We start from the raw sequence: 24,996 nt of genomic DNA on the forward strand, positions 1-24,996 counted from the left end.
AAAAGTAGCGTTAAGATGGCTAGTTATAAAGACAACTTTACAAAAGATAGCAATTAAGCAAAACTGCGTTCATTATCTACAAAACGAGGATAGATATAAACCACTTTTAACCTAATGAATATTCATCAGATGATGAGAAAATTTCATGATAGAGGATTAAGTACTATGAATTTTAAAAAAGAAGGTTTTGAATATTCATTTATAGGTCTAAATCTTGCAGTTTATGCTAACTGTTTATGATAAAAAGCCACAATCAAAATCATTACTGTTATAAATAATTGTTATCATAGCGCCTAGTTTTGTCATTAGCCCTATAATTTTGTCTAATCTGTTAAGTTAAGAGGTTTGTCTTGTCTACTGAGCGCAATTTGAGTCCGGTTAAAACACCTACGTTCATGTTATTTATAAAGGTGTATTTGTGGTTAGCTATATTACTACTAACGACAGTATTGAGTCTATCACCGACTAGCGCATTGGCTGCGGAGGCGGGTCTATTAGGTATTGGTAGCACAAACTCTGAGGAGAGCGTGCGCACACCGATACCAGACTCATTTGGTCGTGATACGCCGCGTCAGACGGTACAAGGGTTTATCAGCGCCTTAGGTGAAAACGACTATCTGCTGGCAAGTAATTATCTTAACTTGTCCAAATCCGATAACCCAACAATAGCGGTACGTCAGCTAAAGCGAGCCCTTGATACTGGGGGACGATTTTTACCTGATTTGCAGCTGAGCAATTCCCCTGAGGGTTATTTGACCGATCAGCTTCAGCCCAGTCAAGAAAAAGTCGGTACGATCAATATCGATGACAAGTCTGTACCTATCATATTAGAGCGAGTGGTCTCTGAGAAGGGCGAGCAGTATTGGCAGTTTGGAACTGATACCTTAACCTCGATACCTGAGGTATTAGAAAATACCGAACCCACTTTAGTTTCCAAATATACTTTTGACTCGTTAGAGGGTACTAAATTATTTGGTTATCAGTTGACAGACTTAATCGCTGCGATACTAATGACGGTAAGTAGTTTTTTATTAACTTATATTGCAGTATGGCTGTTATATCACTTTTTGAGGATTGTCTACCCTTACTTTCGCCAAGAGCCACTGCCGCTACCAGACAAAATAATATTGCCCTTATCAGTGGTTGTTATGGCGCTGATGCTGTCGGAGATTATGGTTTACGCTGGAATATCGGTAACCCTGCGAGAGCCGATTAATCGTTTTACGGAGATAGCATCGTGGCTAGCTATCACCTGGCTACTATTACGCATCATTGACGTTCTATTTACGCGTGCAGTCAATTTAAGCTATAAAAAGAATCACACCGAGCGGGTTTCAATTCTTGGACTGCTACGTAAAGTCGTCAAAGCATTGCTATTGATATTTGCGGTGATTGTGATCTTTGGTAATTTAGGGTTTGATCTGACCACAGGTATCGCCGCACTTGGGGTTGGTGGTCTGGCATTGGCATTGGGTGCACAAAAAACCATTGAGAACTTGGTCGGTAGTGTGGTCGTGGTAGCAGACTCGCCCGTGCGCATAGGGGATTACTGTAAGTTTGGGACTCAAGAAGGTACGGTCATCGATATTGGCATTCGCTCATCACGGGTACGTACTTTAAACCGTACCGTCGTCACGGTGCCCAATGGTGATTTCTCATCGATGCAAATTGAAAATTTTAACTCACGAGATATGTTTCACTTCTTGCATAATTTATATATTAAGCGAAGCGCTGATATTGACGTTATATTTAAAATGGTTAATGACTTAGAAAAGCTGCTAGATGAGCATGAGCTCACCAACAAAGAGTGGAATCAAGCCCACATTTTGGAGCTACGTCAAGACTGTTATGTGATTCAGCTACGGGCTTACGTTAACGCATTAGATGTTATAGAGTTTTATGGCAAGCAAGACTTGCTTTTGGTTAATATATTGACGCAGGTAAAAAAATATAAAGTTGAACATGCGCTGCCAACGCAGCAGCTCATTGTTGATCAAGGCGAGCTTGAGCACACTAGTGAAAAGGTAGATTCTAGTGATGATTTGCCACCTGAAGATGACAACAACAAATCTGATGTTCATAGCAGTATTGATAATGAGCATCGCCTCAGTAGTCAAAGTACCAATGAGAAGCTCAGTGAGAAGTTCAGTTCTGTTGAACATAAAAACACAAAGGATGATAAGCAGACCGATAACGTAGCAAAAAATAAAAGTGGCTTAAGTTTAAATAAATTTAAAAAGGATAAACCTAAAAAAAGCAGTGGCTTTCGACTAGCAAAACATAAATTTAAGCATTTTAAGCTTAGCAATAAACCTAAAGGCAAAAGTAACAGTCTCTCTATCTGGAATCAGCCATGGCACTGATTTGCCAATCCCTAACCTAGTGTTAACCTGGCACTGCAAGACGATCGCGCATTTTTCCATAGTACGACCATAGCAGTAGACTTGCGGCACTTCGATAAGGTGACCAGTCTTGAGTGGCAAGTTTTAATTGCTTAGGCGTTGGACGTTCCGCTAGTCCTAGCATCTCCATTGCAGCAACGCGAATGGCTAAATCATCAACGGCTAAGATATCCGCGCGTCCTAATGAGAAAAGCAGATACATCTGAGCCGTCCAGCGCCCAATGCCTATTACCTGCGTCAGAGTTTCTATAACCTCGTCATCGCTCATAGCTTCTAGAGCTATAAAGTCTATATCATGCTCAATCAATGAGCGAATGTAGCGAATCTTTTGTCTGGATAATCCTTGCGCCCTCAAATCATCATCTTCTGCTTGGCTTATAGTTTTGGGGGAAGTTAGATCAGCATCTACTAAACGGTTCCAAATACTACTGGCCGCCGCAACCGATAGCTGTTGACCGACCATCGTTCGCATGAGTTGATCAAAACCACCCGTATTACGTCGTAAGCTTGGCACGCCAACTTGTTCATGTATTGGTGCAAATCTAGGTTCGATAGCGATGAGGGAGGTAATATGTGCTTTTAGCTCTGTTAGGGTTTTAATCGTTTGCACAGTCATAATGTTTTATCCTAAATAGTGTGATAAATGCCCAATCAGTATATGCAAAAAAGGACTGCCTAAGCAGTCCTTTTTACGTTGTGCAAAAGGCTTAGCCTTTACTTATCTTTTTCATCAGTTTTAGTTTTTTTAAGCAGTACTAGAACCGCACCATTACCACCATCTTTTGGTGGCGCTGAACAAAACGCTAATACTTCTGGCAATTGACGCAACCAGCCATTAACGCAAGTTTTTAGGATAGCCTCAGAGCCTTTGCCATGGACAATTTTGACGGATGTTTCATTATTTTGTTTGGCTTGAGACAGCAGTTGAGTCACAGCAGCGCGCGCTTCTTCAATAGTACAGCCATGAATATCGACCGCATCATACCAGCGCAACTTACCTTGCTTAAGCTGAGTAAATACTTTGTTTTGTAGCGTTGGTTGCTTGTAAGACAAGATGGATTCAGCAGCGACTGGATTGAGTAGCGCTTGCATATCAGATAGACCTACGCTTAACTCAGCGACATCGCCACCTTGAGCAGCTGCACGTTTTGATAGAGTTGTGGCATCAGGTTTAGTCGCTTTTGTAGCATCAGCAGGGGAACGTACGTTTTTATCTTCCAATTGATTGACGCCGTGCATCGCTTGCATAAAGAGCACTTTGTCATCATCGACATGTTCGCTATCCATCTGCTTGACGGTTTTTTTGACTTGCTTTTGGGTGAGTAGTGACACAGGCTCAGTTGGCTTTTCATTTTCACCATCGGGTGAGGTAGTATCACGGCCTTTAGTCAGTTGACCTTTTAACTCTTTGAGCTGATCTTGCATTTCTTTTGAGAATAGAGAATTTGACATAATAATTTATAATTCTGTTTGGTTAGTGAAGGATTTGGTTTATAGCGTTTAAAATTATAAGCTATATTTTATAGTAAGCCATGTTTTCTAAAGACTACTTTACCTTTGTGCCGCCACGCTCGCAAGTAAGGATTGTAACGCCTGACCTGGATGATCGGTTTTCATAAACTGCTCACCAATCAAAAAGTGCTGAAAGCCTTGATTTTTCATTAACGTTACATCACTAGCGTTATCGATACCGCTTTCAGTGACGATCAAGGGTATATCCGATGTTTTGTCTTTTAGACCTGTACTTAGTGCGTTTTTAAGTTTGATAGAATGCTGCAAGTCAACATTAAAAGTATTGAGGTCTCGATTGTTAATGCCATAAATATTGTGATGAGAGTAAGGCAAGCGTAGGGCGCGCTCAAGCTCATCAAAGGTATGAATCTCAATTAAAACATCCATACCCAGCTCGACACTTAGGGCATGCAGCTCATGTACTTGCGCATCATCCAAGCAGGCCATAATCAATAAAACACAATCAGCACCGAGCAAATAGGACTGATAAATCTGATAAGCATCAATCATAAAGTCTTTACGCAATACAGGTAGATTACAGTTATTATGCGCCTGTAATAGATAGCTATCATCACCTTGGAAGTAGTCTCGATCCGTCAAGACTGATAGACAGTTAGCGCTTGCTTGCTCATACTGCTGCGCAAATAAGGCAGGGTCAAAGTTATGATTGATAACACCTTTAGAAGGTGAGGCCTTTTTGATTTCAGCAATGACCCCTAGATTTGCTAAACGTAGGGCAGTGGCAAAGCCGCGACGCGCACGCTTATCAGCAGCCACTTGCGCTTTTAAATCGGATAAAGATAATATAGCTTTTGCAGCAGACACTTCTTCAATTTTGGTAGCGACTATACGTTGTAATACTGAGGGAATGGTAGAATTTGGATCGGTAGTATTGGTCATAGCAGTCATCCTAAAAGCCTAATGGGTAAAATATAGCGACATAAATAGTAGTGATTCAACAGACTCTAAGCTTGTGCAGCTAAATGTTGAGTATGAGTCGCTAATGACTCAAGCTTTAAGAGAGCACTACCATTTTGAATAACGGCTTGAGCGCGACTTACGCCGTTGGCATAATTGCTGGCAAGTCCAGCCGTATAGATAGCGGCACCTGCATTAAGCGCAATCATGTCACGGGCTTTTAGCACTGATCGATCATGGGTCTCATCACCAGATAAAGCGGCACAAATTAGCTGTAAGCTTTGCTGTGGAGAGTCGACATCGAGGCCTATTAGGGTTTGTGACTCGATACCAGCATCTTCAGGGGTTAGCTCATAGACACTTATCTCACCGTCTTTTAATTCTGCGACGGTCGTCGAGGTTGCCAAGCTTATCTCATCCAAACCATCTTTTGATCCGACGACCATCACGTGACGCGCCCCTAGATTCTGCATAACTTTGGCGATAGGCTCACATAGCTGCGGGCTAAACACGCCTATCACTAAATTTGGCACGCCAGCAGGATTGGTTAATGGCCCCAGTATATTGAAGATGGTCCGCGCTTTTAGCTCACGACGCACAGGATTAGCATAGCGCATAGCACTGTGGTGATTAGGTGCAAATAAGAATCCTATCCCTTGATTTTCGATACAATCAAGCGCTTGCTCAGGTGATAAAGCCAAGCTAATACCTGCTTGCTCTAGCAAATCTGAGCTGCCAGACTTAGTAGAGACGCCGCGATTGCCATGCTTAGCGACTTGTGCACCCGCCGCTGCCGCAACTAATGCTGAGGCGGTTGATACATTAAATAGATTAGCACCATCGCCGCCAGTACCAACGATATCGACTAGGTAATTGCCCTTTGGTGCTATATTGGCGGCCAAATCACGCATGGCACTGGCAGCGGCGGTGATCTCATCGATAGACTCGCCTTTCATACGTAAGCCTGTCAAAATCGCGCCCATCATCGCATTGCTGCATTTGCCTTGCATAATAATCAGCATAACCTCACGCATCTCATCAAAGGTCAAGTCAATACGTTGTAAGATATGATCTAGCGCTACGGCTAATAGCTTATGAAGTTGTTCATCCGAGCGTTGGGCGATACTTTCTGGAGTAGCTTTAGCGTTTTTGCTAGCGCTTGAGAGGGCAGTAGTACTCATAGAGTCTCACTTATATTCTTATTTTAGTGGCTTGTTTTAGTGACATTGTATTTTGGTGACATTGTATCTTGGCAATATAGTATCTTGTTGAAATAGTATCTTGGCGACATTGTATTTTCGTAGGGCCTAATCTTACGGAGCATACCGCTGCTTGAGGTGGTATATAATTATTCAAAGGTAATAAACTAGCCAACCTGCGGTAGCTCATCAGTACTCAAAACTGCTAAATGATGGGTTATCAAGAAGTTATTGAGCAGCTGATAGCCTGCTTCGCTTAAGATAGACTCAGGATGAAATTGCACGCCTTCGATGGCAAAAGTTTTATGACGTACGCCCATAATCTCTTCGATACTATCGTCCGCATTCTTAGTCCAAGCGGTCATCTCTAAGCAGTCAGGTAAGCTAGTTTTGTCCACGACTAAGGAGTGATAGCGAGTCACTTGTGAGGGATTGGGCAGATCGGCAAACACCCCTTGTCCATTATGATAAACAGCGGATAGGCGACCATGCATAACGGCGCCTGCTTTGATAACTTGTCCGCCAAACGCTTGACCAATCGCTTGATGCCCTAAGCAGATACCCAAAATAGGTATAACCCCTTTAAAGACTTCTATGATCTCTAGAGAGATACCAGCGCGGTCTGGATCACAAGGGCCAGGACCGATGACAATAACATCAGGAGCGAAGGTTTTAATCTGCTCGATAGTGACCTGATCATTACGCCAAACCGTGATATCCTGCTGCAATTCACCAAAGTACTGGACAATATTATACGTAAAGCTATCGTAATTATCGATCATCAAAATCATTATGGGTAGCACCTATTAATAGAACAGTCACTGCTTGATATATAATCAGCAAGTTAAGAGAATAATAGAGAAAAATGTGTCTTTGCTATCTTACCACTAATCTATCATCTAGCAAATGTACGGTATAAGCTATCTACTGCTAAATAATAGTTTTTTGAACGCCGTTTGAAACCATTAAGAGCGATGGTCTAAAATATAAGTATCTATTGAAGCAAGCAAAGCAAAGTTAACGACTATAATCATAACGCCAAACTGATTCTAAGTTTTATTCATAGTGTATAGTAGTGCACTATAATAACGCTGTTCTATAAGTATTGCACTAAAGTAGTGCAATAAATCATGATATTACTATGCGCATTTTAGGGTTAAATCTATTATGGTGATTAGTAATTGAGAGGTAGTATATATAACATATTGATATTGAATACGATTGTTTTGGAATTAGTATATTGGCATAAGGCTTGCACCTTTTATCATGTAGATTACTTAAATAAATGAGCGTTATAGAAACATGCGCTAGATAAATTTGTATAAAATAGCTTAGCACTATAAGCTTAGCACTGTAAGCTTAGAAGCTATGATGACGAATACCTTATTATCTTGCTCGTTAAGTATTATTAACAGTAATCAGCGTACTATTTATGTATTTAGACCATTACGTATTTAGCGTCAAAACTAGCTTTATCTCATACTAATCATAAGGAAGACTATTTATGTCGAACAAACTTTTAGATCTTATCGAATCAACCAATGCCAAATGGGTCGATTTTCGTTTTACTGATACTCGCGGTAAAGAGCAGCACATGAGCTTTCCGGCATCTACTATTGATGAAGAGTCAATGGAAGATGGCAAAATGTTTGACGGTTCCTCTATCGCTGGCTGGAAGGGTATTGAAGCCTCTGATATGATCTTGCGCCCTGACCCTGAGTCTGCGTTTGTTGACCCATTCTTCGATGCGGTCACTATCGTTGTCACTTGTGACATCATTGAGCCATCAACCCTACAAGGTTATGATCGTGACCCACGTTCTATCGCCCGCCGCGCTGAAGAGTATTTAAAGTCAACAGGCATTGGTGATACTGCCTACTTTGGCCCTGAGCCTGAGTTTTTCATCTTCGATGAAGTAAAATGGTCGGTTGAGATGTCAGGGGTTAGCCATGAGATCATCGCAGAAGAAGCGGCATGGTCAACCAATAAAAATTACGAGTGGGGCAATATGGGTCATCGTCCGCGCGTCAAAGGCGGTTATGTTCCTGTACCACCAATCGACAGCTCACACGATATGCGCGCGGTTATGTGTGAGCGTATTGAGGATATTATCGGTGAAGGCTGTGTTGAAGTTCATCATCATGAAGTTGCGCCTTGTCAGGCAGAGATTGGTGTTGCTTTTAATACGCTGGTCAAAAAAGCCGATGAAGTACAACAATTAAAGTATGTCGTTCACAATGTTGCGCATCAGTTTGGCAAAACGGCGACCTTTATGCCCAAGCCTATCGTTGGTGATAACGGCTCAGGCATGCATGTGCATATGTCAATCTCAAAAGATGGCGTCAATACTTTTGCGGGTGATGAGTATGCGGGTCTATCAGAATCAGCCCTTTACTTTATCGGTGGTATTATCAAGCATGCCCGCGCCTTAAATGCGATTACCAATCCATCGACTAACAGCTATAAGCGCCTTGTACCGCATTACGAAGCACCTATCAAGCTTGCTTATTCGGCGTCTAACCGCTCAGCTTCTATCCGTATTCCACACGTTAGTAGCCCAAAAGCGGTACGTGTCGAAGCGCGTTTCCCAGATCCTGCGGCGAATCCTTATTTGACCTTTGCAGCACTATTAATGGCAGGTCTTGACGGTATTCAGAATAAAATCCATCCAGGTGAAGCGGCTGATAAAAACCTATATGACTTACCACCAGAGGAAGAAGCACAGATTCCAACGGTTGCTGAGAGCTTAGAAGTCGCGCTACAAGCTTTACGTGATGATCATGAGTTCTTACTCAAAGGTGATGTGTTTACCAAAGACTCTATAGAAGCCTTTATTGCGCTTAAAGAAGAAGAAGTACAGCGTGTTAACGTTACTGTCCATCCAGTAGAGTTTGATCTGTACTATAGCTGCTAATTAGCTTCTAAAAATTCAGAATAAGAAAAACCAGCTGAGAATATCTTAGCTGGTTTTTTTGTGGTTGTAGGTAGATAAGTAACTATAGCTTTTTTAAGCTATAGTTAGATCGTTGTTCTAATTAAAAGTTAAGTCGCGCTTGGATCTAAAAATATATCAAGCTATGTGGGTCAAAAAATGGAAACCCTTAGAATCATAATATTGATCACTGGCAGTCTTGCCATAATTTTTGGCTACCTGCGCTTTATTACAGATGATAAAGGCAATGTTGATTTAAATAATTATCGATTTACAGGAGGACTGGGCGAGGTTATTTTTGGTTTGCTTGATGGGACAAGAGATGTATTTTCACATCGCTTAACGGCAAATGCTATTTCAGCTGTTGTCTTATATTTTGGTGTTTTATTATTCTATATAGGTTTTAGAATGTGAATAAACAATTTTAACAGTTTTAATAGACACTATTATGTCAAATTAGACTCAAGCAGCAATCCATTTGCATAGTCACTACTGCTTTTACAACAAAAGTATCGCATAATAGGTAAGTATAAATTATCAGAATAAATACTAAATGGGCTGATTATGACTGTATTATCTAAAGTAAACCTATCAGTAAACGATCAAATCACAAAGGTAATGACAGCTCTAATAATCAGTATTGCTAGTCTTTATGCTTCTACACTTAATGCGGCGCCTATTTACAAAGTTGTCGATAGTCAAACGGGGCAGATCACTTTTACTGACAACCCACAAAGCTACGATCAGCAAGAAAATAAGCAAGTCAGTCAAACGGGAATTACTACGGGTAACAATAGCAATAGTCCAAGTGCTAGCTCTGCTAATAGCGCTAATCAAACTTCTACCAGCCAAGCGAGTAGCCGCCAAAATAACAACGCTAGCTCTACGCTCAGTGCTCAGTCTGTTGCTGACTTGCCTGAGATGACGGCACAAACTAGAGCAGTGAATTATCAGCTGACAATGCTTGAGCCAAGCGAGGAGCGTGCTTATCGTCGTCCCGCACAAAGTATCGCAGTGCAACTGCAAATGAATCCTGCACTGCAAGCAGGCGACACTGTCACGATTTCTCTTGACGATACTGTTGTAGCGCAAGGGCTCAGCGCATCAATAGCAACTGTTGATATCTTGCCGGGCGAGCATAATATTCGAGCAGTGGTCATGAATAAAAAAGGTCAGGTGGTACAACAAGTCTCGCGTAAGGTATATGTGATTCAAAACACTGTCAGATTGCAACAAAATAAAAAAATAGCCGAGCAACTACTGGCTTATGAGCGTTTATCTTGGACACAAAAAATGTTACTTAAGCTACGTAGGGATAAAGGTACTAATGTTCAATTTTTGAATACGCCATAAGTCAATACAACGATGACCCTCGAAATACCTGCTATAAAATGATGTTTGATACATAGCATTTGAATCTATTAAAAAAGGCAATCACTAGAGTTAGCGATTGCCTTTTTATTATCACTTAATAAATACGGTTTACAAAATTTATCCTAACTTATTTAGTCAGCTCAATGGTGCCATTAGCCGTGACAGAAATCGTACTATTACCTGACTCAAAGTTTTGACTGGGCACTGAAGCATCCGCTGAGGTGGCTCGCATCTCCATAGCGCTATACATAGGACGTGGGTAGTTATTACCTGTATTGAGATTGACGGTCACTACTCGATAGCCACGCGCATCCCAAGCACGAGTTAAGTTTTTTGCTTGTTGTTGAAAAGCGCGCGAGGCATCAGTCATTAGCTTCTGTTCAAGGGCGTCCTTTTTAATCTCAGATACTCCAAAGTTTAGATTATTCATGACTAGAGTTTCTTGCAAGTCTGCTATGAGCTGGCTGGTTGCCACAAAGTCGGTGCTCTTAAGATCGATATTAGCTTGCCCAGTCCAGCCGATGATTTTGTCGTTTTTATCATAACGTGGATAGGTGTTTTGCTGCCCTGTACTGATGGTGACTGTAGGGTAGCGCTTAGCAATAGCTAAAGCTCTATTGATCGAAGTAGTCAGAGTCGTCGCTAAGGTTTTTGCATCGTTAGCTTGCGCCTTTTTATAGAGACTGGCTCTTACTTCATCATTAGCAATCTCTTCTTTCACTTCTGTCTGAAAGCTAAGCTGATCGTAACCTGTCGGCTCGGCGTGAGCGCTACTCATAAGGGCTGTCAGTAATAACGCTGTGCTTGAGGCAATAGCTGTTTTCTTTAACCATTTATTATCTAAAATAGTATTTTTCATAATTATTTCCAAAATAGTGAAATGCTCCAGAATAGTAAGGAGCGAGCATGGTAGAGTATCAAGGTATGCTTAGATTAAGTTTAACTGTTTTATAGACGAGTTATTACAAACGCGTTCTAGCTAAAATAACAGGTCTAACTACAGATGCTATAAGGGTTTTGTTATTTATCTTACCGTTCTATAACCGGTAACTTCTGTGTGTCATTACAACTTATAAATAAGCCATATTCTAAAAGTTATCCTCTATCTAAACACAGGGGTTGTAAAATTAAAAAAAGTGGGTATAATTTGCAACTGGTGGCTCCATTGGTAGCCTCGCAACATTGTTCTATGAACCCCGCCAGGACCGGAAGGTAGCAACGGTATTAGTTACAATGTGTGCCGAGGATGTGCTTTTGGAGTCGCTTTTTTTTGCCTGCTGTTTATTGAAAGCTAATAGTTATTTAAGTACGTACATATTCTTGTGATATATCGAATCCTTATTATTATTAATAAAGGATTTTTTTTGCCTAAAATTCAGCTAGAGAGTCTAGAAAAGCTGTGGTTATAGGTTAAGATGGTTAATACAAAACACTAATAATTCGACTGCTTGAGAAAGTAACTATTGAGACAGTAACCATTTAGAAAGCAACTATGAATGATTGACTTATTTAACCGTTAATATTAATAATAATTTTGATAGCAGCGCTGACTCACTAGTAGCTCATTCACCGTCAATTTATTCATCAGAAGTACCTTCAAACCCTCAGCAAGCAACGATTTTATCATTATGGCAAGCATTGCATTTGCAGCAGTTATTACCCGTCTTACAACAAGTGTTAGGCGTGGACACAAAAACGGCCTCTTATCAGCAAGTGCTACAGGCATGCATTGAGAGTATTACGGTACAATTAGACCTATCAGGGCAACTATTTCAAGGTCTTAATGCTGCCCAGCAGATGATGCTTATTATATTGGCTTATCGTTTATCGACCCCATTTGATCCGCAAGCATTAAAAAATAAAGGCTATGTTTTAGACTTAAGACGTTATGCGCGCTTGATAAGTATAGACCTAGCAGCGATCAGCGATATTGATTTACAATGGTTATTATTGACAGCAAAGCGTTTAAATAGTACTCAGTTATTAGTCATTATCAGCACCTCCCCAGTAGCGCATAGCACTTATGATAAGCAAGATGACAGCCGACTAAAATTGAAAAAAATGGCTTATAATAACCATACCTATATCGCGTACAAGCATAACGATTATCGACTATGGCTAAGCACCTTGCATACGGCTATGTTACACGATACGATAGTCTCGCAAGATGAATACGACTGTTTGACAGTGTTAGCTGAGCGCTGGCTTGGCGTACGGCAGCTGGTTGATTGAGCCTTTATTCAGTATCAACACATTTTAGTATCTTTTGTCAGAATAATTAGGATAAGCCCCTTTTCATGAGTAATACCCAAAATGTTACCGTATTACAACAACGCCATCTGCAGCAGCAAGTACAGCAGCGGCAGATTTTGGCGATGATGGGTGTTGGGCAGTGGATACAGCCAAGCTCTGCGACTCTAAATATAGAGGATGTTGCTCATTCGACTAAAGTAGCTCATATCGATCAACCCTCTGTTGATAACCCTGTTAGTCAGTCAATGAGCAAGCAAGATGCTGTAAGTTCAGATGCGGTAAATTTGACAGCATCGCCCTTAGTCGCAGCAGATAGCAAATGGGCAAATAATGTAGATACTGTAACGCAGGATTCTGACGCTGTTGCTGCCAGAGCAAGACAAGACATGCCGACAGTGGCAGATGTTGTTGCGCCCTTGGTTGAGCAAACGACTGCGCCTACTAACCTTGACTCCTTTGATAACGCTAATTTTAATAATGTTGATAATGCCACTTTAGACCAAGTAGCAGCTTTTGACTTGCAGGGCGGGCGCTATAATAATTGGGTGCTTATCGTTGATATCCAAGCGCTTAACAGTGATAGCCAAAAGCTGTGGCAAAATATTACTCAAGCTTTATCGTTAGAGTGTGACACGATCTCTTTTCCTATTTGCGCGGGCATGGACACAGCTGAGCTTGCCAATGCTAGCCTTGCAGGTTACCTGTTCAAAATAGGGCGCAGTGAGGAGAGTCAAGTTGCTGCTTTAACTGAGCTGCCTGCTGGTTTGACCTATCCTAATTTGGTCAGCGTCGTGACCTTGGATACTATGCTTGCAGATAGCACGCTTAAGCGTCAGCTGTGGGAGCAAATTTCTCAGTAAAATAAATAAGTTTATCACTGCACACCGATACCAAACGCACCTTATAATTAAAACTGTTCGACTCTTTTTCTTTTATCTAACTCAAACCTATTTAGGACGATAATTATGACTGATAACAAACCTGTTGCCCATCGTACCCCTAACTTTAGTGCGGGTCCTGCAACGATACCGACTCAAGTGTTAGAGCGGGCGCAAGATGAGCTACTTGATTGGCAAGGTCGCGGTGTATCGGTGATGGAGGTCAGTCACCGCAGTAAAGAATATTTAGCGATTACCGAAAAGGCGGAAGCCAAACTACGCTCGTTGATGGCTATTCCTGATAATTATAAAGTACTGTTTTTGCAAGGGGGCGGCAGTTTACAGTTTTCAGCGATTCCATTGAATCTGCTTAAAGACGGACATGCTGATTATCTCACCACAGGTACGTGGTCAGCCAAAGCAATTAAAGAAGCTCGCCGTTACGAAGCATTAGGCTTAGGTGAAGTAGTCGAGGTGGCGACAGGAAAAGCTTCTAGCTTTACTGACGTACCTGCACAAAGTGAGTGGAAGCTGAGTGACAATGCGGCTTATTTTCACTATTGTGCCAATGAAACCATTCATGGCGTACAAATATTTGAGCCACCAAAAGTTGATGTACCCCTTGTCGTTGACATGTCGTCGTGTATCTTATCGCAACCTATTGATGTTTCTGACTATGGGATGATCTATGCGGGTGCGCAGAAGAACATTGGGCCTGCAGGCTTAGTCATTGTCATTATTCGTGACGACTTGCTTGGGCAGGCAAGTGAATGGTGTCCGCTACTAATGAATTATACTCATCAAGTCGAAAAGGAGTCGATGTCGAACACGCCAGCGACTTACTCTTGGTATCTTGCAGGGTTAGTCTTTGACTGGTTAGAGGAGCAGGGCGGTATTGAGGCTATCGGCAACATCAATGCGCAAAAAGCAGAGCTGCTTTATAAGACTATCGATGACAGTGAGTTTTATCATAACTCGGTTGCGACTAAGCATCGCTCGATCATGAACGTGCCTTTTACGCTAAAAGATAGTGAGCTGGATAAAGTATTCCTTGAGGAGTCAGAAAAGGCTGGATTATTACATCTAAAAGGTCATCGTGAAGTCGGTGGTATGCGCGCGAGCATCTATAATGCAGTATCACTTGAATGGGTGCAGCAGCTGGTTGACTTTATGAAAGATTTTGAGAAGAAGTATGGTTAGGTAGTAGTAGAGATAGTAGCTTGTTTATGTAGATAAAAGGCGCAATTACTGACAAGGCGTAGTTACTGACATAGTGATTACGTCTTTTTTTATTTTAAGTTGAACACGCTCTAAACCTTTGACAGCTTTATCTGTATTGCTAACTTCGCAAACCATTAGGTTAAAAAAGCGAAGTTTGCTATGATAAATATTTACAATATTAGTCACCTAGTTAAGCGCACAGGTTTTTCACCGTATTCACTATGATAAAAACTACCTTCATAAAGACCGCATTAGCCAGTCTAACCATCAGTTGGATAGCAGCCAGCCATGCTGCGCCTATTACGGTGTCAGCACTTGGGCACAATAGCACTGCCGAGTATGTCAACGCACCTTATATGCCGTATGCCAATCCAGATGCGCCAACAGGCGGCACGTTATCCTTAGATACGCGCGGTACTTTTAATGCGGCGAATAAGTGGATGACCACTGGGGTGGCGATGATAGGTACTGACTATCTGTATGATACGCTGATGACCGGCTCGCTAAACGAAGCTTTTACCATGTATCCACAGCTGGCAAGTCAAGTTACCTACGATCCAGACGATACCAGCTGGATTATTTATCACATTGACCCTGACGCAAAATTTTGGGACGGGTCGCCCGTTACCAGTGATGACGTCAAAGCAACTTATGATGCATTGCTGATCAAAGGCCCGATGTTTATACGTAGTTATTTAGGCGATATTAAAGAAGTGCAAATCGTTGATAAGCAGCGCGTAAAGTTTGTCTTTGCATCAAGCGACAATAAAGAGATTTTATTAACCGTCGGTCAATTTCCTGTATTTGCCAAATCTTCTATCGATAAAGACTTTGAAAAAATCAGCCTAACGCCTCTGATGGGTAGCGGCCCTTATAAGCTGGGACGCGTCGAGGCGGGACGATCAGTGAGTTATGTGCGTGACCCAAATTATTGGGGACAAGATCTAATGGTCAATCGTGGGCGTTATAATTTTGATAGGATCAAGTTTGTTTATTACCAGAGCGATGAGATTGCTTTTGAGGGTTTCAAATCAGGTCAATACCGCTTTCGCCCTGAGAATAAAGCCTCTAACTGGGCAAAAGGTTATAATTTCCCCGCGGTAAAATCTGGCATGGTCAAAAAAGAGTCAATAAGCACTCAAAATCCAGTGCCAATGCAAGGGCTGATTATGAATAATAGACGGCCGTTGTTTCAAGATATTCGCGTACGTAAAGCATTAAGTCTCGCTTATGATTTTGAGTGGATGAACAAGACGTTATTTCATAATCAATACGAGCGCTTGCAAGGCTTTTTTCATGGCTCAGAATTGGCAGCTACAGGTACGCCGTCTACCGAGGAGATGGAAATTTTAACACCGCTACTACCTAGTCTTGAGCCTATGCAGCGTCAGGAAGTCTTGGCCAATTGGCAATTGCCTGCCAGCGATGGTGGCGGCTTTAATCGCCAAGGCTTGCTCAATGCACGTAAGTTGTTACTTGCGGCAGGTTTTTATTATGATGATATGAAGCTGTATCAGCCTGATGGGACGCCTGCGCAAATTGAGATACTAATGACAGGTGACTCTCTAAGCCGCGTATTATTACCTTATATTCGTAGTATCCAGCGTTTGGGATTTGATGCCAATTTGCGCCAAGTGGATGGGCCACAGTTCCAAGAGCGTATGCGTAGCTATGACTATGATATGAGCGTCGATGTGTTCGCGCAAAGCTTGTCGCCTGGCGCTGAGCAGGCTAGCTATTGGGGTAGTGCTGCCGCTGATGAGGTAGGCAATAATAATACGATGGGCATTAAGAATGTAGCGATCGACAAAGTCGTTGAGGCGCTCGCTGATGCTGAGAGTCGTGATGAGATTGTACTCTATACTCATGTGCTCGATCGTCTGCTGCGCGCAGGTCATTATCTAGTCCCTTTATATGGTAAATCAGGCACTAATGTCGCGTATTGGGATCAGTATCGTCATGCTACTTTGCCGACTAACGCTGTCGGTATTGATTATTGGTGGGTAGATGCTGAGGCCGAGGCGCGTGTCGATAAGTATTTAAACCGCTAAACTAAATCCTTTAGAGTACAATAGAAACCGTTGCTAAAAACATTGTTAAAAAATAAGGATCTACTATGGATATGCATATTCATCCAATCAAAGCATTTAATGACAATTATATTTGGACATTAATTAATAAAAATAATAAACAAGCTATCGTCATAGATCCAGGTCAATCGGCCCCAGTTGCCGAGTATATGCAAGAGCATGGGCTTGAGCTAATCTCAATCTGGACCACGCACCATCATTTTGACCATACGGGCGGGGTGATGGAGCTGCAAGAGTATTTTCCGATGTCGCATATCGTCGCCCATAGCGAACATGGCGTTGAAGAAGATCAAACGATTAAAGATGGCAGCACGGTCAGCGCTTGGGGCTGTTCAACACAAGTTTGGGATATCCCAGGCCATACGGGCAGTCATATTGCCTATGTGTTAGATAATGAGGGTCGCAAGCACTGTTTTTGTGGTGATACCTTATTTAGCGGCGGCTGTGGTCGAGTATTCACAGGCACTATCGAGCAGCTTTTTGGAAGCTTTAAGCGCATTAATGAGTTGCCTGCTGATACTTTGTTGTATCCTGCCCATGAGTACACGGCTAATAACTTACGTTTTGCACTAACTATTGAGCCTGATAATGTGGTTATACAACAAGCGCTGGCACAAGCCGAAGAGCAAACGGCACAAGGTGTGTGTACGTTGCCTGTTACCTTAGAGCATGAACGCGCGGTCAATGTATTTTTACGAGTAAAGGAGCCTAGTGTCATTGCAGGAGTTCAGGCCAAGATGGCGCTTAAAGATGAAGAGCCATTGACTGTGTTTGCTGCATTACGCGAGCTTAAAGATAACTTTTAAAAGTGCTATTTAGCTTTATTTTACATTGCTTTGTTATAAGTATTTTTATCTAAATTTTATTTGCCAGTCAGGAAGCCGCCATTATGGGTCGTTATATCTTAAAGAGGCTGCTGCTGATATTACCGACGCTGTTCTTAATATTATTGGCAAACTTTGTCATTGTACAAGCAGCCCCTGGTGGGCCTGTAGAACAACAATTAGCACTCATTGAACAAGGCGCTAAAGATAATGCGCTAAACGGTAATGTTGGTGCTGGTAGCGCAGGTGGTAGCGATAGCACTTATCAAGGCACCCGCGGTTTATCAGCCGATATGATCGCCGCTATCAATGCGCAATATGGCTTTGATAAATCTGCTCCTGAGCGTTTTTGGATCATGCTAAAAGACTATGCGCGGCTAGATTTTGGTACGTCGTTCTTTAAGGGTCAGTCAGTGACCGACTTAATCATTGAAAAACTACCAGTCTCTATCTCCCTTGGTCTGTGGAGCACGCTGCTCATCTATATGATTGCTATTCCGCTTGGTGTCTATAAAGCGATGCATCATGGCTCAGGTATCGATAAAGCGACCGCTATGCTGTTAGCGATAGGTCATGCGATACCTGTATTTGTATTTGCAGTGATATTGTTAGTATTCTTCGCAGGCGGCAGCTATTGGAATATCTTTCCATTACAAGGTTTGACCTCAGAGAATTTTGATCAGCTATCCTTGCTTGGCAAAATAAAAGACTACTTTTGGCATCTAGCTTTGCCGCTGCTAGCGAGCACCGTTGGCGGTTTTGCAGGCTTGACTTATTTGACCAAGTTTAGCTTTTTAGAAGAGCTTGGCAAGCAGTATGTACTGACCGCACGCGCCAAAGGCTTGGGCGAGCGCCAAGTGCTCTATGGGCATGTGTTTCGTAATGCGATGCTGATTATTATTGCTGGTATTCCAGCGGCTATCGTTGGGATATTTTTTGCGGGTAACTTCTTGATTGAGATTATTTTTAAGTTAGATGGGCTTGGACTGTTAGGTTTTGAGGCTATTCAACAGCGTGATTATCCTGTGATCTTTGGCACGCTATTTATCTTTACTTTACTGGGTCTGCTGCTGCAGCTGATCAGTGATCTAAGCTATCACTTGATCGATCCGCGCATTGATTTTGAGGGTCGCTAATGTCAACTTCTCATATAGCACCTGATCCTCATGCTACTACTGATGCCAAGCTTGCTAGTACTAGTTTACGGGACTCTAGCTCTTCCAAACCCTCTCAACATCCTGAATCTGAGCCACCCTTTGACTCCAATCTGACCGTATCTGCTCATAAAAAATCACGCTTAAATCCTATTTGGCAAGCGCGACTAAAGCGCTTTAAAAGTAATCGTCTAGGATTTGTATCACTGATTATTTTTGCCATAATTTTTGTCATCTGTATGGCGGTTAATGTCATTGCCAATGACAAACCTTTGATGGTGCAATACGATGGCGGCTATTACTTCCCTGTTGCCAAAGCCTATCCTGAGACGACCTTTGGCGGTATCTTTGAGACTGAGACTAACTATAAAGATCCTGCGGTTCAAGAATTAATAAATGCCCAAGGCTATTATGTGATGCCACTAATACCGTTTGCCGATCAAACGCCAAACGTCGAGCTGGCGATTCCTTATCCTGCTGCGCCCAATAGTCAAAACTGGCTGGGTACAGATGACCAAGGCCGCGATGTGCTGGCGCGTATTCTCTACGGTTTGCGCGTGTCGCTACTGTTTGGCTTAGCGCTGACTTTAGCAGGCGCGCTGATCGGTATTATTGTTGGTGCTATTCAGGGCTATTATGGCGGCTGGGTCGATCTAGCGGGTCAGCGCTTTATGGAAGTCTGGGGCGGGATGCCGCAGCTGTTTATGATTATTATTCTTGTCAGTCTGTTCAGCCCTAGCATCTATGTACTGTTTGCCTTGATGCTACTATTTGGCTGGATGGGGCTGGTAGGTTTAGTGCGAGCAGAATTTTTACGGGCGCGTAATTTTGATTATGTGCGCGCGGCGCGTAATTTAGGGGTTAGCGATAGTCAAATCATGTGGCGACATATTTTACCTAATGCGCTAGCCTCGAGCTTGTCGCAGCTGCCCTTTATTTTGACCGCTAATATTATTGCTTTAACGGCGCTCGACTTTTTAGGTTATGGTCTACCGCCAGGCTCGCCTTCGTTAGGAGAGCTGATGGTACAAGGTAAAAACAACTTAGATGCGCCGTGGCTTGCCTTATCAGGATTCTTTAGTCTCACCTTTATTTTATCGCTGCTTATATTCATTGGCGAAGCGCTACGTGATGCCTTTGATCCGAGGCGCTCTTAATATGATTATTAATAAAAAAATACCTATAGTGCCAATTCCTGAGCCAATATTGACAGTAAATGAGCTAACTATCACTACCAAAGCAGGACTAGTGCTAGTTGATAAGCTCTCTTATCAGCTCTGCCAAGGTCAGACACTTGCTATCGTCGGTGAGTCAGGTTCTGGTAAGTCTATTGCCAGCTTAGCGCTATTAGGGCTACTGCCTGAGAGCTTGACAGTCAGCGGCAAGGTACAAATAGCGGACAGCATTAATAATAACAATATGCTTGAGCTGCCTATTGTCAATGCCCGTAATCGTAATAAATCGCTACAAGCTATTCGTGGTCAGCGTATTGGTATGATATTTCAAGAGCCGATGACCGCGCTCAATCCGCTACATACTGTTGCCAAGCAAATCGCTGAATCGCTGCGATTAAGCGGCGTTGCCAAAAAGCAATGGCGCACGCAAACCATCACTCTGTTAAATGATGTCAATATTATCGATCCTGAAGATAAGCTAGATCGCTATCCGCATGAGCTATCTGGTGGTCAGCGTCAGCGGGTAATGATCGCCATGGCGCTAGCTCAGCAGCCGGATATCTTAATAGCGGATGAGCCAACCACGGCGCTGGACGTGACCTTGCAGCATGAGATATTAGCACTGCTCAATGATCTCAAGTCGGATCATAATATGGCGATGATTCTGATCAGCCATGATCTAAATCTCGTTAAGCGCTATAGCGATGACCTTATCGTTATGCGCCAAGGTCATACTATCGAGCAAGGTGCGACCGCTACGATTTTTGCCAGTCCCAAGGCTGAGTATACTCGTACCCTCATGCAGCAAGACTTTGGACAAGCGCTTGCTATCGAGCAGCTCAAAGCGTCAGATAAAGCAGCTGTATTACAAGTTGATGATCTACAAGTGCAATTCCCGATTGAAAAAAATATATTTGGCGCAACTAAGCGCTGGTTTGATGCGGTAAAAGATGTCGATATGACGCTAGCAGCAGGCCAAGCTTTAGGGATAGTCGGCGAGTCGGGATCAGGTAAAACCACTATTGCTTTAGCGCTCAGTCAATTGCTTAGTAATCAGGCAACAGTTAAGGGTCAAATAGCGATTAATGGTCAAGATATCACAGCACTATCTAAACGTGATCTACGCAAATTTCGTGCGCAGATTCAGATGGTCTTTCAAGATCCGTTTGCTAGTATTAATCCGCGTATGACCGTGATGCAAATTGTCGAGGAGGGGTTGCTAGTCCAAGGCATCGAAAAAGCAGCGCGCGAGGATGCCGTTATGCAGAGCTTAACCACGGTGCACCTACCGACTGACTTTGTCCATCGTTATCCGCATGAGCTATCAGGTGGTCAGCGTCAGCGCGTGGCGCTCGCAAGAGCATTGGTGATGCAGCCACGCTTGATTATTCTGGATGAACCCACCTCAGCTCTCGATAGTACGACTCAAGTTACCGTTGTTAATTTGCTACGTGAAATACAGCAAAAATTTAATATCAGCTACGTGTTTATCAGCCACGATCTAAAAGTAGTTCGCGCGCTCTGTCAGCATATTATGGTGCTAAAAGAAGGTGTATGTGTGGAGTCAGGCGCAACAGAAGCTATCTTTGATAACCCCCAGCATCCTTATGCGCAACGATTATTACAGGCAAGTATTCAGCTATAAAATAGCCTAAGTAAGGTTTATAACTTGATTCAGATACCAAGTTATGATGCCAATATCCAAACTATATTTTATTATGAGCGTTTAATTTTACTTCAAGGTAATTAGTCATTAGTAATGTATTCTTAAGGTAACTGTCAGCTATAAATTGACTGTTATTAGGTAAATAAACTACATAATAAAAATATTTCGGTGATACCTAAAAGATATAATAGGACTATAAATTACTAGAAAATCATTAGGAGCTTCTTATGAACTTCAAAATACAAGCCAAAGTCATTGGTATGGCGATAGTAGCCAGCAGTGCACTATACGCAGGTTGTACTGCTACTGACAATAGCACTACCGTTAAGAACCCAACCGCTGTCAACCCTTATGCACCAACGGATCCAAACTTAGCCGTAGCGACGGTAGCTGGTGGTTGTTTTTGGTGCGTGGAAGCTGGATATGAGAAGATACCTGGGGTGATTGAAGTAGTCTCAGGCTATGCTGGTGGTGATACGCCAAACCCAACTTACAATACTGTATCAGCAGGGGGCACAGGCTATACTGAAGCTGCGCAAATCTATTATGACCCTACTCAAATTACTTATAATGGCATAGTGCAAGCATTATGGCGGATTGCTGATCCCACTGATGCTGATGGTCAGTATGTCGATCGTGGTACTCAATATCGCCCTGCTATTTTTTATCATAACGAACAAGAAAAACAAATTGCAGAAACCGCTAAACAGGACCTACAGGCCTCAGGCGTCTATGAGAAGCCAGTAGTGATTGAGATCGTCCCTGCTACGATGTTCTATCCAGCCGAAGAGTACCATCAGGACTATTATAAAAAGAACCCACTACGCTATAAAGCCTATACCTTTAACTCTGGTCGCTATCAATTTATTGAGAGCGTCTATGGCAAAGACTATGAGCTGGACTTTAACCAGTTCAAGCCTACTGCTGCCGATATTGCTGCGCAGTCAAAGGCAAGTGAGAATACAACAAGTAGCGCTATATCGAGCAAAGGCTTTAATCCAGCTACCTTTGTTAAACCTTCACAAGATGAGTTAAAAAAATCATTGAGTAGTATTCAGTATAAAGTATCGCAAAAGGATGGTACCGAACGCGCTTTTGATAATGAATATTGGGATAATAAAGAGCCAGGACTTTACGTTGATATCGTATCGGGCGAGCCGTTATATTCCTCTCGCGATCAGTATAAGTCTGGCACAGGCTGGCCAAGCTTTACTCGTCCGCTAAACGCTGAGATGGTGGTTGAAAAAGCCGATCCAGGTATCTTTGGTACTCGTACCGAAATACGCAGTCGTTATGCAGACTCGCATATTGGCCATGTGTTCGATGATGGTCCAGCACCGACTGGCAAGCGTTATTGCATGAACTCGGCGGCGATGCGCTTTATACCACTAGCTCAGATGGAAGCGGCGGGCTATGGTAATTGGATCGATGAGGTAAAAACCGCTAGCTAAGTTTGATCACTTTTTTTATATTTAAACAAATCGCTCACTGATGGTTAAGCATCGCTATAGTGAACGATTTTTATTGAGTGATTCTTATTGATTGGTTTTCTGTTCAGGTTTGAATATTTTGATAATAAAAAATGCTGACTTTATTGAGTCAGCATTTTTTTTAATGGACGTACAATATTCAAAACGCAGGCTGTCGTCTAGGTAGTGCGTTTAAAAACTCATTACGCGCTTGATTATCGTGCATATACTCACCAAGCATCGCAGTACTACGAGTAGTCGAATGCTGCTTGCTCACCCCGCGCATCATCATACACATATGGGCAGCATCCATCACCACGGCAACCCCGCGACAGCCTGTTACATCCATAATGGTTTGCGCCACTTGCTCGCTAAGATTCTCTTGGATTTGCAAGCGACGGGCGAACATATCAATGATACGAGCAAACTTGGATAAACCCAGCACTTGTCCGTTAGGTAAATAACCGATATGGGCGATACCATGAAAAGGCAGCATATGGTGCTCACAAAGGGAGTAGAACTCGATATTTTGTACTAATACTAGCTCACGATTGGTCGAGGGAAATACGGCATCATTGACGACTTCCTCTAGGTTTTGATGATAGCCTTGAGTTAAATGCGCAAACGCTTTTGCTGCGCGCTGAGGCGTGTCCTCTAGACCTGGACGCTCTAAGTCCTCGCCCGTTGAGCTGATTAGCTGACGATAGGACTCAATACTTTGCTGATAATCAGCGATTATAGTTGGAGTGTTACTCATAAGGGGGCAGCCATCCAAAATGTGGGTATAGCATAACGCTAAATCTTAGGGTTTCAATCATAGTGAACCAAGCACGATGAACCAAGATTTTATAAAGTGTTTGCAAGCTGAAAAGGACTGTGATTATACTTGAAACTCACTTAGTTTCATACCGCTATAGGCAAAGCAATATAGCAAGGCTTGTCTATAAAGATCAATTCTTTAGCTCGCTATTAGTTTACGTCTGTTTACTTAATTAAATTGCTGTATAATGAGCCATCTGATTGCTCGATTTAAAATACCCTAATAGCTTAACTATTTAATAAGGATTTATTATGCTACTACAAGGACAACGTTTTGTCGTAACTGGCATCGCAAGCAAACTCTCTATCGCTTGGGCGATCGCTGAAGCGCTGCACCGTGAGGGTGCTTCACTGATCTTGACCTATCCTAATGATAAAATAAAAAAACGGGTAGATATGGCAGCCGAAGCGTTTGAAGCGGATCTTGTCCTTGAGTGTGACGTGGCCTCTGATGAGTCTATCGCTGCTTGCTTTGAGCAAGTAACGGCTCATTGGGGTGATGGAATTGACGGTGTTGTTCATGCCATTGGCTTTGCGCCGATGGATCAGCTTGATGGTGATTTTGTCAACGCGACCACTCGCGAGGGTAGTCATATTGCTCATGATATCTCAAGCTATAGCTTTGTAGCACTCGCCAAAGCAGCGCGCGAGCTACTAGCGATGCGTCATGGCTCTATGTTGACGCTCACTTATGAAGGCAGCATATCAGTACTGCCTAACTATAATGTCATGGGTATGGCAAAAGCTAGCTTAGAGGCCAGCGTACGCTATCTTGCTACTTCTATGGGCTCTGAGGGCATCCGAGTTAATGCTATCTCAGCAGGTCCTATCCGTACGCTAGCAGCAAGTGGTATCAAGTCATTCCGTAAAATGCTTGATATCAGCGAAAAGATAGCCCCTCTACAGCGTAACGTGAGCCAAATGGAAGTTGGTAATGCTGCATTGTTCTTGTTATCGCCATGGGCCTCAGGTATCACAGGCGAGATTATGTTCGTTGATGCCGGTTTTAACACCGTCGCTATTAGCGAGCAGCTCATGACGTTGGGTGATACTGAAAAATAGTCTCAGCAAGGTTATATAACTTAAGTGATAATAGTTTAAATAAGTTTC

General features: G+C 42.6%; 21 protein-coding genes and 1 other RNA gene. 15 read left to right on the forward strand and 7 right to left on the reverse strand.

The genetic code is table 11. The features are described 5' to 3' along the window. The first annotated feature begins 410 nt into the window (after positions 1-410). A complete protein-coding gene (locus Q9G97_RS05830) occupies positions 411-2,363 on the forward strand; it encodes a mechanosensitive ion channel family protein (RefSeq protein WP_305900280.1) in 1,953 nt (650 codons plus the stop codon). 22 nt (positions 2,364-2,385) lie between these two features. On the opposite strand, the gene Q9G97_RS05835 is transcribed toward Q9G97_RS05830, so the two are convergent. The 5 genes from Q9G97_RS05835 to Q9G97_RS05855 all read right to left on the reverse strand — a co-directional run bounded on the left by Q9G97_RS05835 (position 2,386) and on the right by Q9G97_RS05855 (position 6,822). Next, on the reverse strand, positions 2,386-3,018 hold the full coding sequence (locus tag Q9G97_RS05835) for a DNA-3-methyladenine glycosylase (protein ID WP_305900102.1): 633 nt from the start codon (positions 3,016-3,018) through the stop codon (positions 2,386-2,388). A 98-nt stretch (positions 3,019-3,116) separates the two neighbouring features. Next, entirely contained in the window at positions 3,117-3,854 is a 738-nt protein-coding gene (locus Q9G97_RS05840; RefSeq protein WP_201573157.1) for a Smr/MutS family protein, read from the reverse strand. A 99-nt stretch (positions 3,855-3,953) separates the two neighbouring features. Further along, on the reverse strand, positions 3,954-4,814 hold the full coding sequence (trpC, locus tag Q9G97_RS05845; protein WP_305900103.1) for an indole-3-glycerol phosphate synthase TrpC: 861 nt from the start codon (positions 4,812-4,814) through the stop codon (positions 3,954-3,956). 65 nt (positions 4,815-4,879) lie between these two features. Then, positions 4,880-6,013: an anthranilate phosphoribosyltransferase gene (gene trpD, locus Q9G97_RS05850; protein ID WP_305900104.1), complete on the reverse strand. Its 1,134-nt coding sequence runs from the start codon at positions 6,011-6,013 to the stop codon at positions 4,880-4,882. A gap of 185 nt (positions 6,014-6,198) precedes the next feature. After that, positions 6,199-6,822, reverse strand: coding sequence for an aminodeoxychorismate/anthranilate synthase component II (locus Q9G97_RS05855; RefSeq protein ID WP_305900105.1), 624 nt, complete (start codon positions 6,820-6,822; stop codon positions 6,199-6,201). Between the two features lie 713 nt (positions 6,823-7,535). Between Q9G97_RS05855 and glnA the strand changes: the two genes are divergently transcribed. The 3 genes from glnA to Q9G97_RS05870 all read left to right on the forward strand — a co-directional run bounded on the left by glnA (position 7,536) and on the right by Q9G97_RS05870 (position 10,316). Continuing rightward, complete coding sequence (gene glnA / locus Q9G97_RS05860; RefSeq protein ID WP_201573168.1) at positions 7,536-8,945, forward strand: type I glutamate--ammonia ligase; 1,410 nt, start codon at positions 7,536-7,538, stop codon at positions 8,943-8,945. 177 nt (positions 8,946-9,122) lie between these two features. Beyond that, complete coding sequence (locus tag Q9G97_RS05865; RefSeq protein WP_201573171.1) at positions 9,123-9,377, forward strand: hypothetical protein; 255 nt, start codon at positions 9,123-9,125, stop codon at positions 9,375-9,377. A 150-nt stretch (positions 9,378-9,527) separates the two neighbouring features. Then, positions 9,528-10,316 carry a DUF4124 domain-containing protein gene (locus Q9G97_RS05870; protein WP_305900106.1) on the forward strand — a complete coding sequence of 263 codons (789 nt, stop codon included), beginning with the start codon at positions 9,528-9,530 and terminating at the stop codon, positions 10,314-10,316. A 148-nt stretch (positions 10,317-10,464) separates the two neighbouring features. Here the strand turns inward: Q9G97_RS05870 and Q9G97_RS05875 are convergent, their stop codons facing one another. Next, positions 10,465-11,196, reverse strand: coding sequence for an SIMPL domain-containing protein (locus Q9G97_RS05875; RefSeq protein ID WP_305900107.1), 732 nt, complete (start codon positions 11,194-11,196; stop codon positions 10,465-10,467). A 304-nt stretch (positions 11,197-11,500) separates the two neighbouring features. Between Q9G97_RS05875 and ffs the strand changes: the two genes are divergently transcribed. From ffs to msrB, 10 genes are all read left to right on the forward strand, one after another. Further along, positions 11,501-11,597, forward strand: an RNA gene (gene ffs / locus Q9G97_RS05880) — signal recognition particle sRNA small type. Positions 11,598-11,837: 240 nt separating this feature from the next. Then, positions 11,838-12,569: a hypothetical protein gene (locus Q9G97_RS05885; protein WP_305900108.1), complete on the forward strand. Its 732-nt coding sequence runs from the start codon at positions 11,838-11,840 to the stop codon at positions 12,567-12,569. A gap of 65 nt (positions 12,570-12,634) precedes the next feature. Beyond that, positions 12,635-13,450, forward strand: a complete 816-nt coding sequence (locus tag Q9G97_RS05890) for a hypothetical protein (RefSeq protein ID WP_305900109.1) — start codon at positions 12,635-12,637, stop codon at positions 13,448-13,450. A 105-nt stretch (positions 13,451-13,555) separates the two neighbouring features. Beyond that, a complete protein-coding gene (gene serC / locus Q9G97_RS05895; RefSeq protein WP_305900110.1) occupies positions 13,556-14,668 on the forward strand; it encodes a 3-phosphoserine/phosphohydroxythreonine transaminase in 1,113 nt (370 codons plus the stop codon). 242 nt (positions 14,669-14,910) lie between these two features. Then, positions 14,911-16,740 (forward strand): extracellular solute-binding protein, encoded by a 1,830-nt coding sequence (locus tag Q9G97_RS05900; RefSeq protein ID WP_305900111.1) that lies wholly within the window; start codon positions 14,911-14,913, stop codon positions 16,738-16,740. A gap of 65 nt (positions 16,741-16,805) precedes the next feature. Next, positions 16,806-17,585 carry a hydroxyacylglutathione hydrolase gene (gene gloB, locus Q9G97_RS05905; protein WP_305900112.1) on the forward strand — a complete coding sequence of 260 codons (780 nt, stop codon included), beginning with the start codon at positions 16,806-16,808 and terminating at the stop codon, positions 17,583-17,585. 83 nt (positions 17,586-17,668) lie between these two features. Continuing rightward, positions 17,669-18,739 carry a microcin C ABC transporter permease YejB gene (yejB, locus tag Q9G97_RS05910; protein WP_201573190.1) on the forward strand — a complete coding sequence of 357 codons (1,071 nt, stop codon included), beginning with the start codon at positions 17,669-17,671 and terminating at the stop codon, positions 18,737-18,739. After that, entirely contained in the window at positions 18,739-19,914 is a 1,176-nt protein-coding gene (locus Q9G97_RS05915; RefSeq protein WP_305900113.1) for an ABC transporter permease, read from the forward strand. The genes yejB and Q9G97_RS05915 overlap by 1 nt, the downstream gene beginning before the upstream one ends. A gap of 1 nt (position 19,915) precedes the next feature. Further along, complete coding sequence (locus Q9G97_RS05920) at positions 19,916-21,577, forward strand: ABC transporter ATP-binding protein (RefSeq protein WP_305900114.1); 1,662 nt, start codon at positions 19,916-19,918, stop codon at positions 21,575-21,577. 248 nt (positions 21,578-21,825) lie between these two features. Continuing rightward, positions 21,826-23,049 carry a peptide-methionine (R)-S-oxide reductase MsrB gene (gene msrB, locus Q9G97_RS05925; RefSeq protein WP_305900115.1) on the forward strand — a complete coding sequence of 408 codons (1,224 nt, stop codon included), beginning with the start codon at positions 21,826-21,828 and terminating at the stop codon, positions 23,047-23,049. A 178-nt stretch (positions 23,050-23,227) separates the two neighbouring features. On the opposite strand, the gene folE is transcribed toward msrB, so the two are convergent. Beyond that, positions 23,228-23,824, reverse strand: a complete 597-nt coding sequence (gene folE / locus Q9G97_RS05930; protein WP_305900116.1) for a GTP cyclohydrolase I FolE — start codon at positions 23,822-23,824, stop codon at positions 23,228-23,230. 314 nt (positions 23,825-24,138) lie between these two features. Here folE and Q9G97_RS05935 point away from each other — a divergent pair, with 314 nt between their 5' ends. Next, on the forward strand, positions 24,139-24,948 hold the full coding sequence (locus Q9G97_RS05935) for an enoyl-ACP reductase (RefSeq protein ID WP_305900117.1): 810 nt from the start codon (positions 24,139-24,141) through the stop codon (positions 24,946-24,948). The last annotated feature ends 48 nt before the right edge of the window (positions 24,949-24,996 follow it).

Source organism: Psychrobacter sp. M13 (assembly GCF_030718935.1).
GTDB classification, from domain to species: Bacteria; Pseudomonadota; Gammaproteobacteria; order Pseudomonadales; family Moraxellaceae; genus Psychrobacter; species Psychrobacter immobilis_G.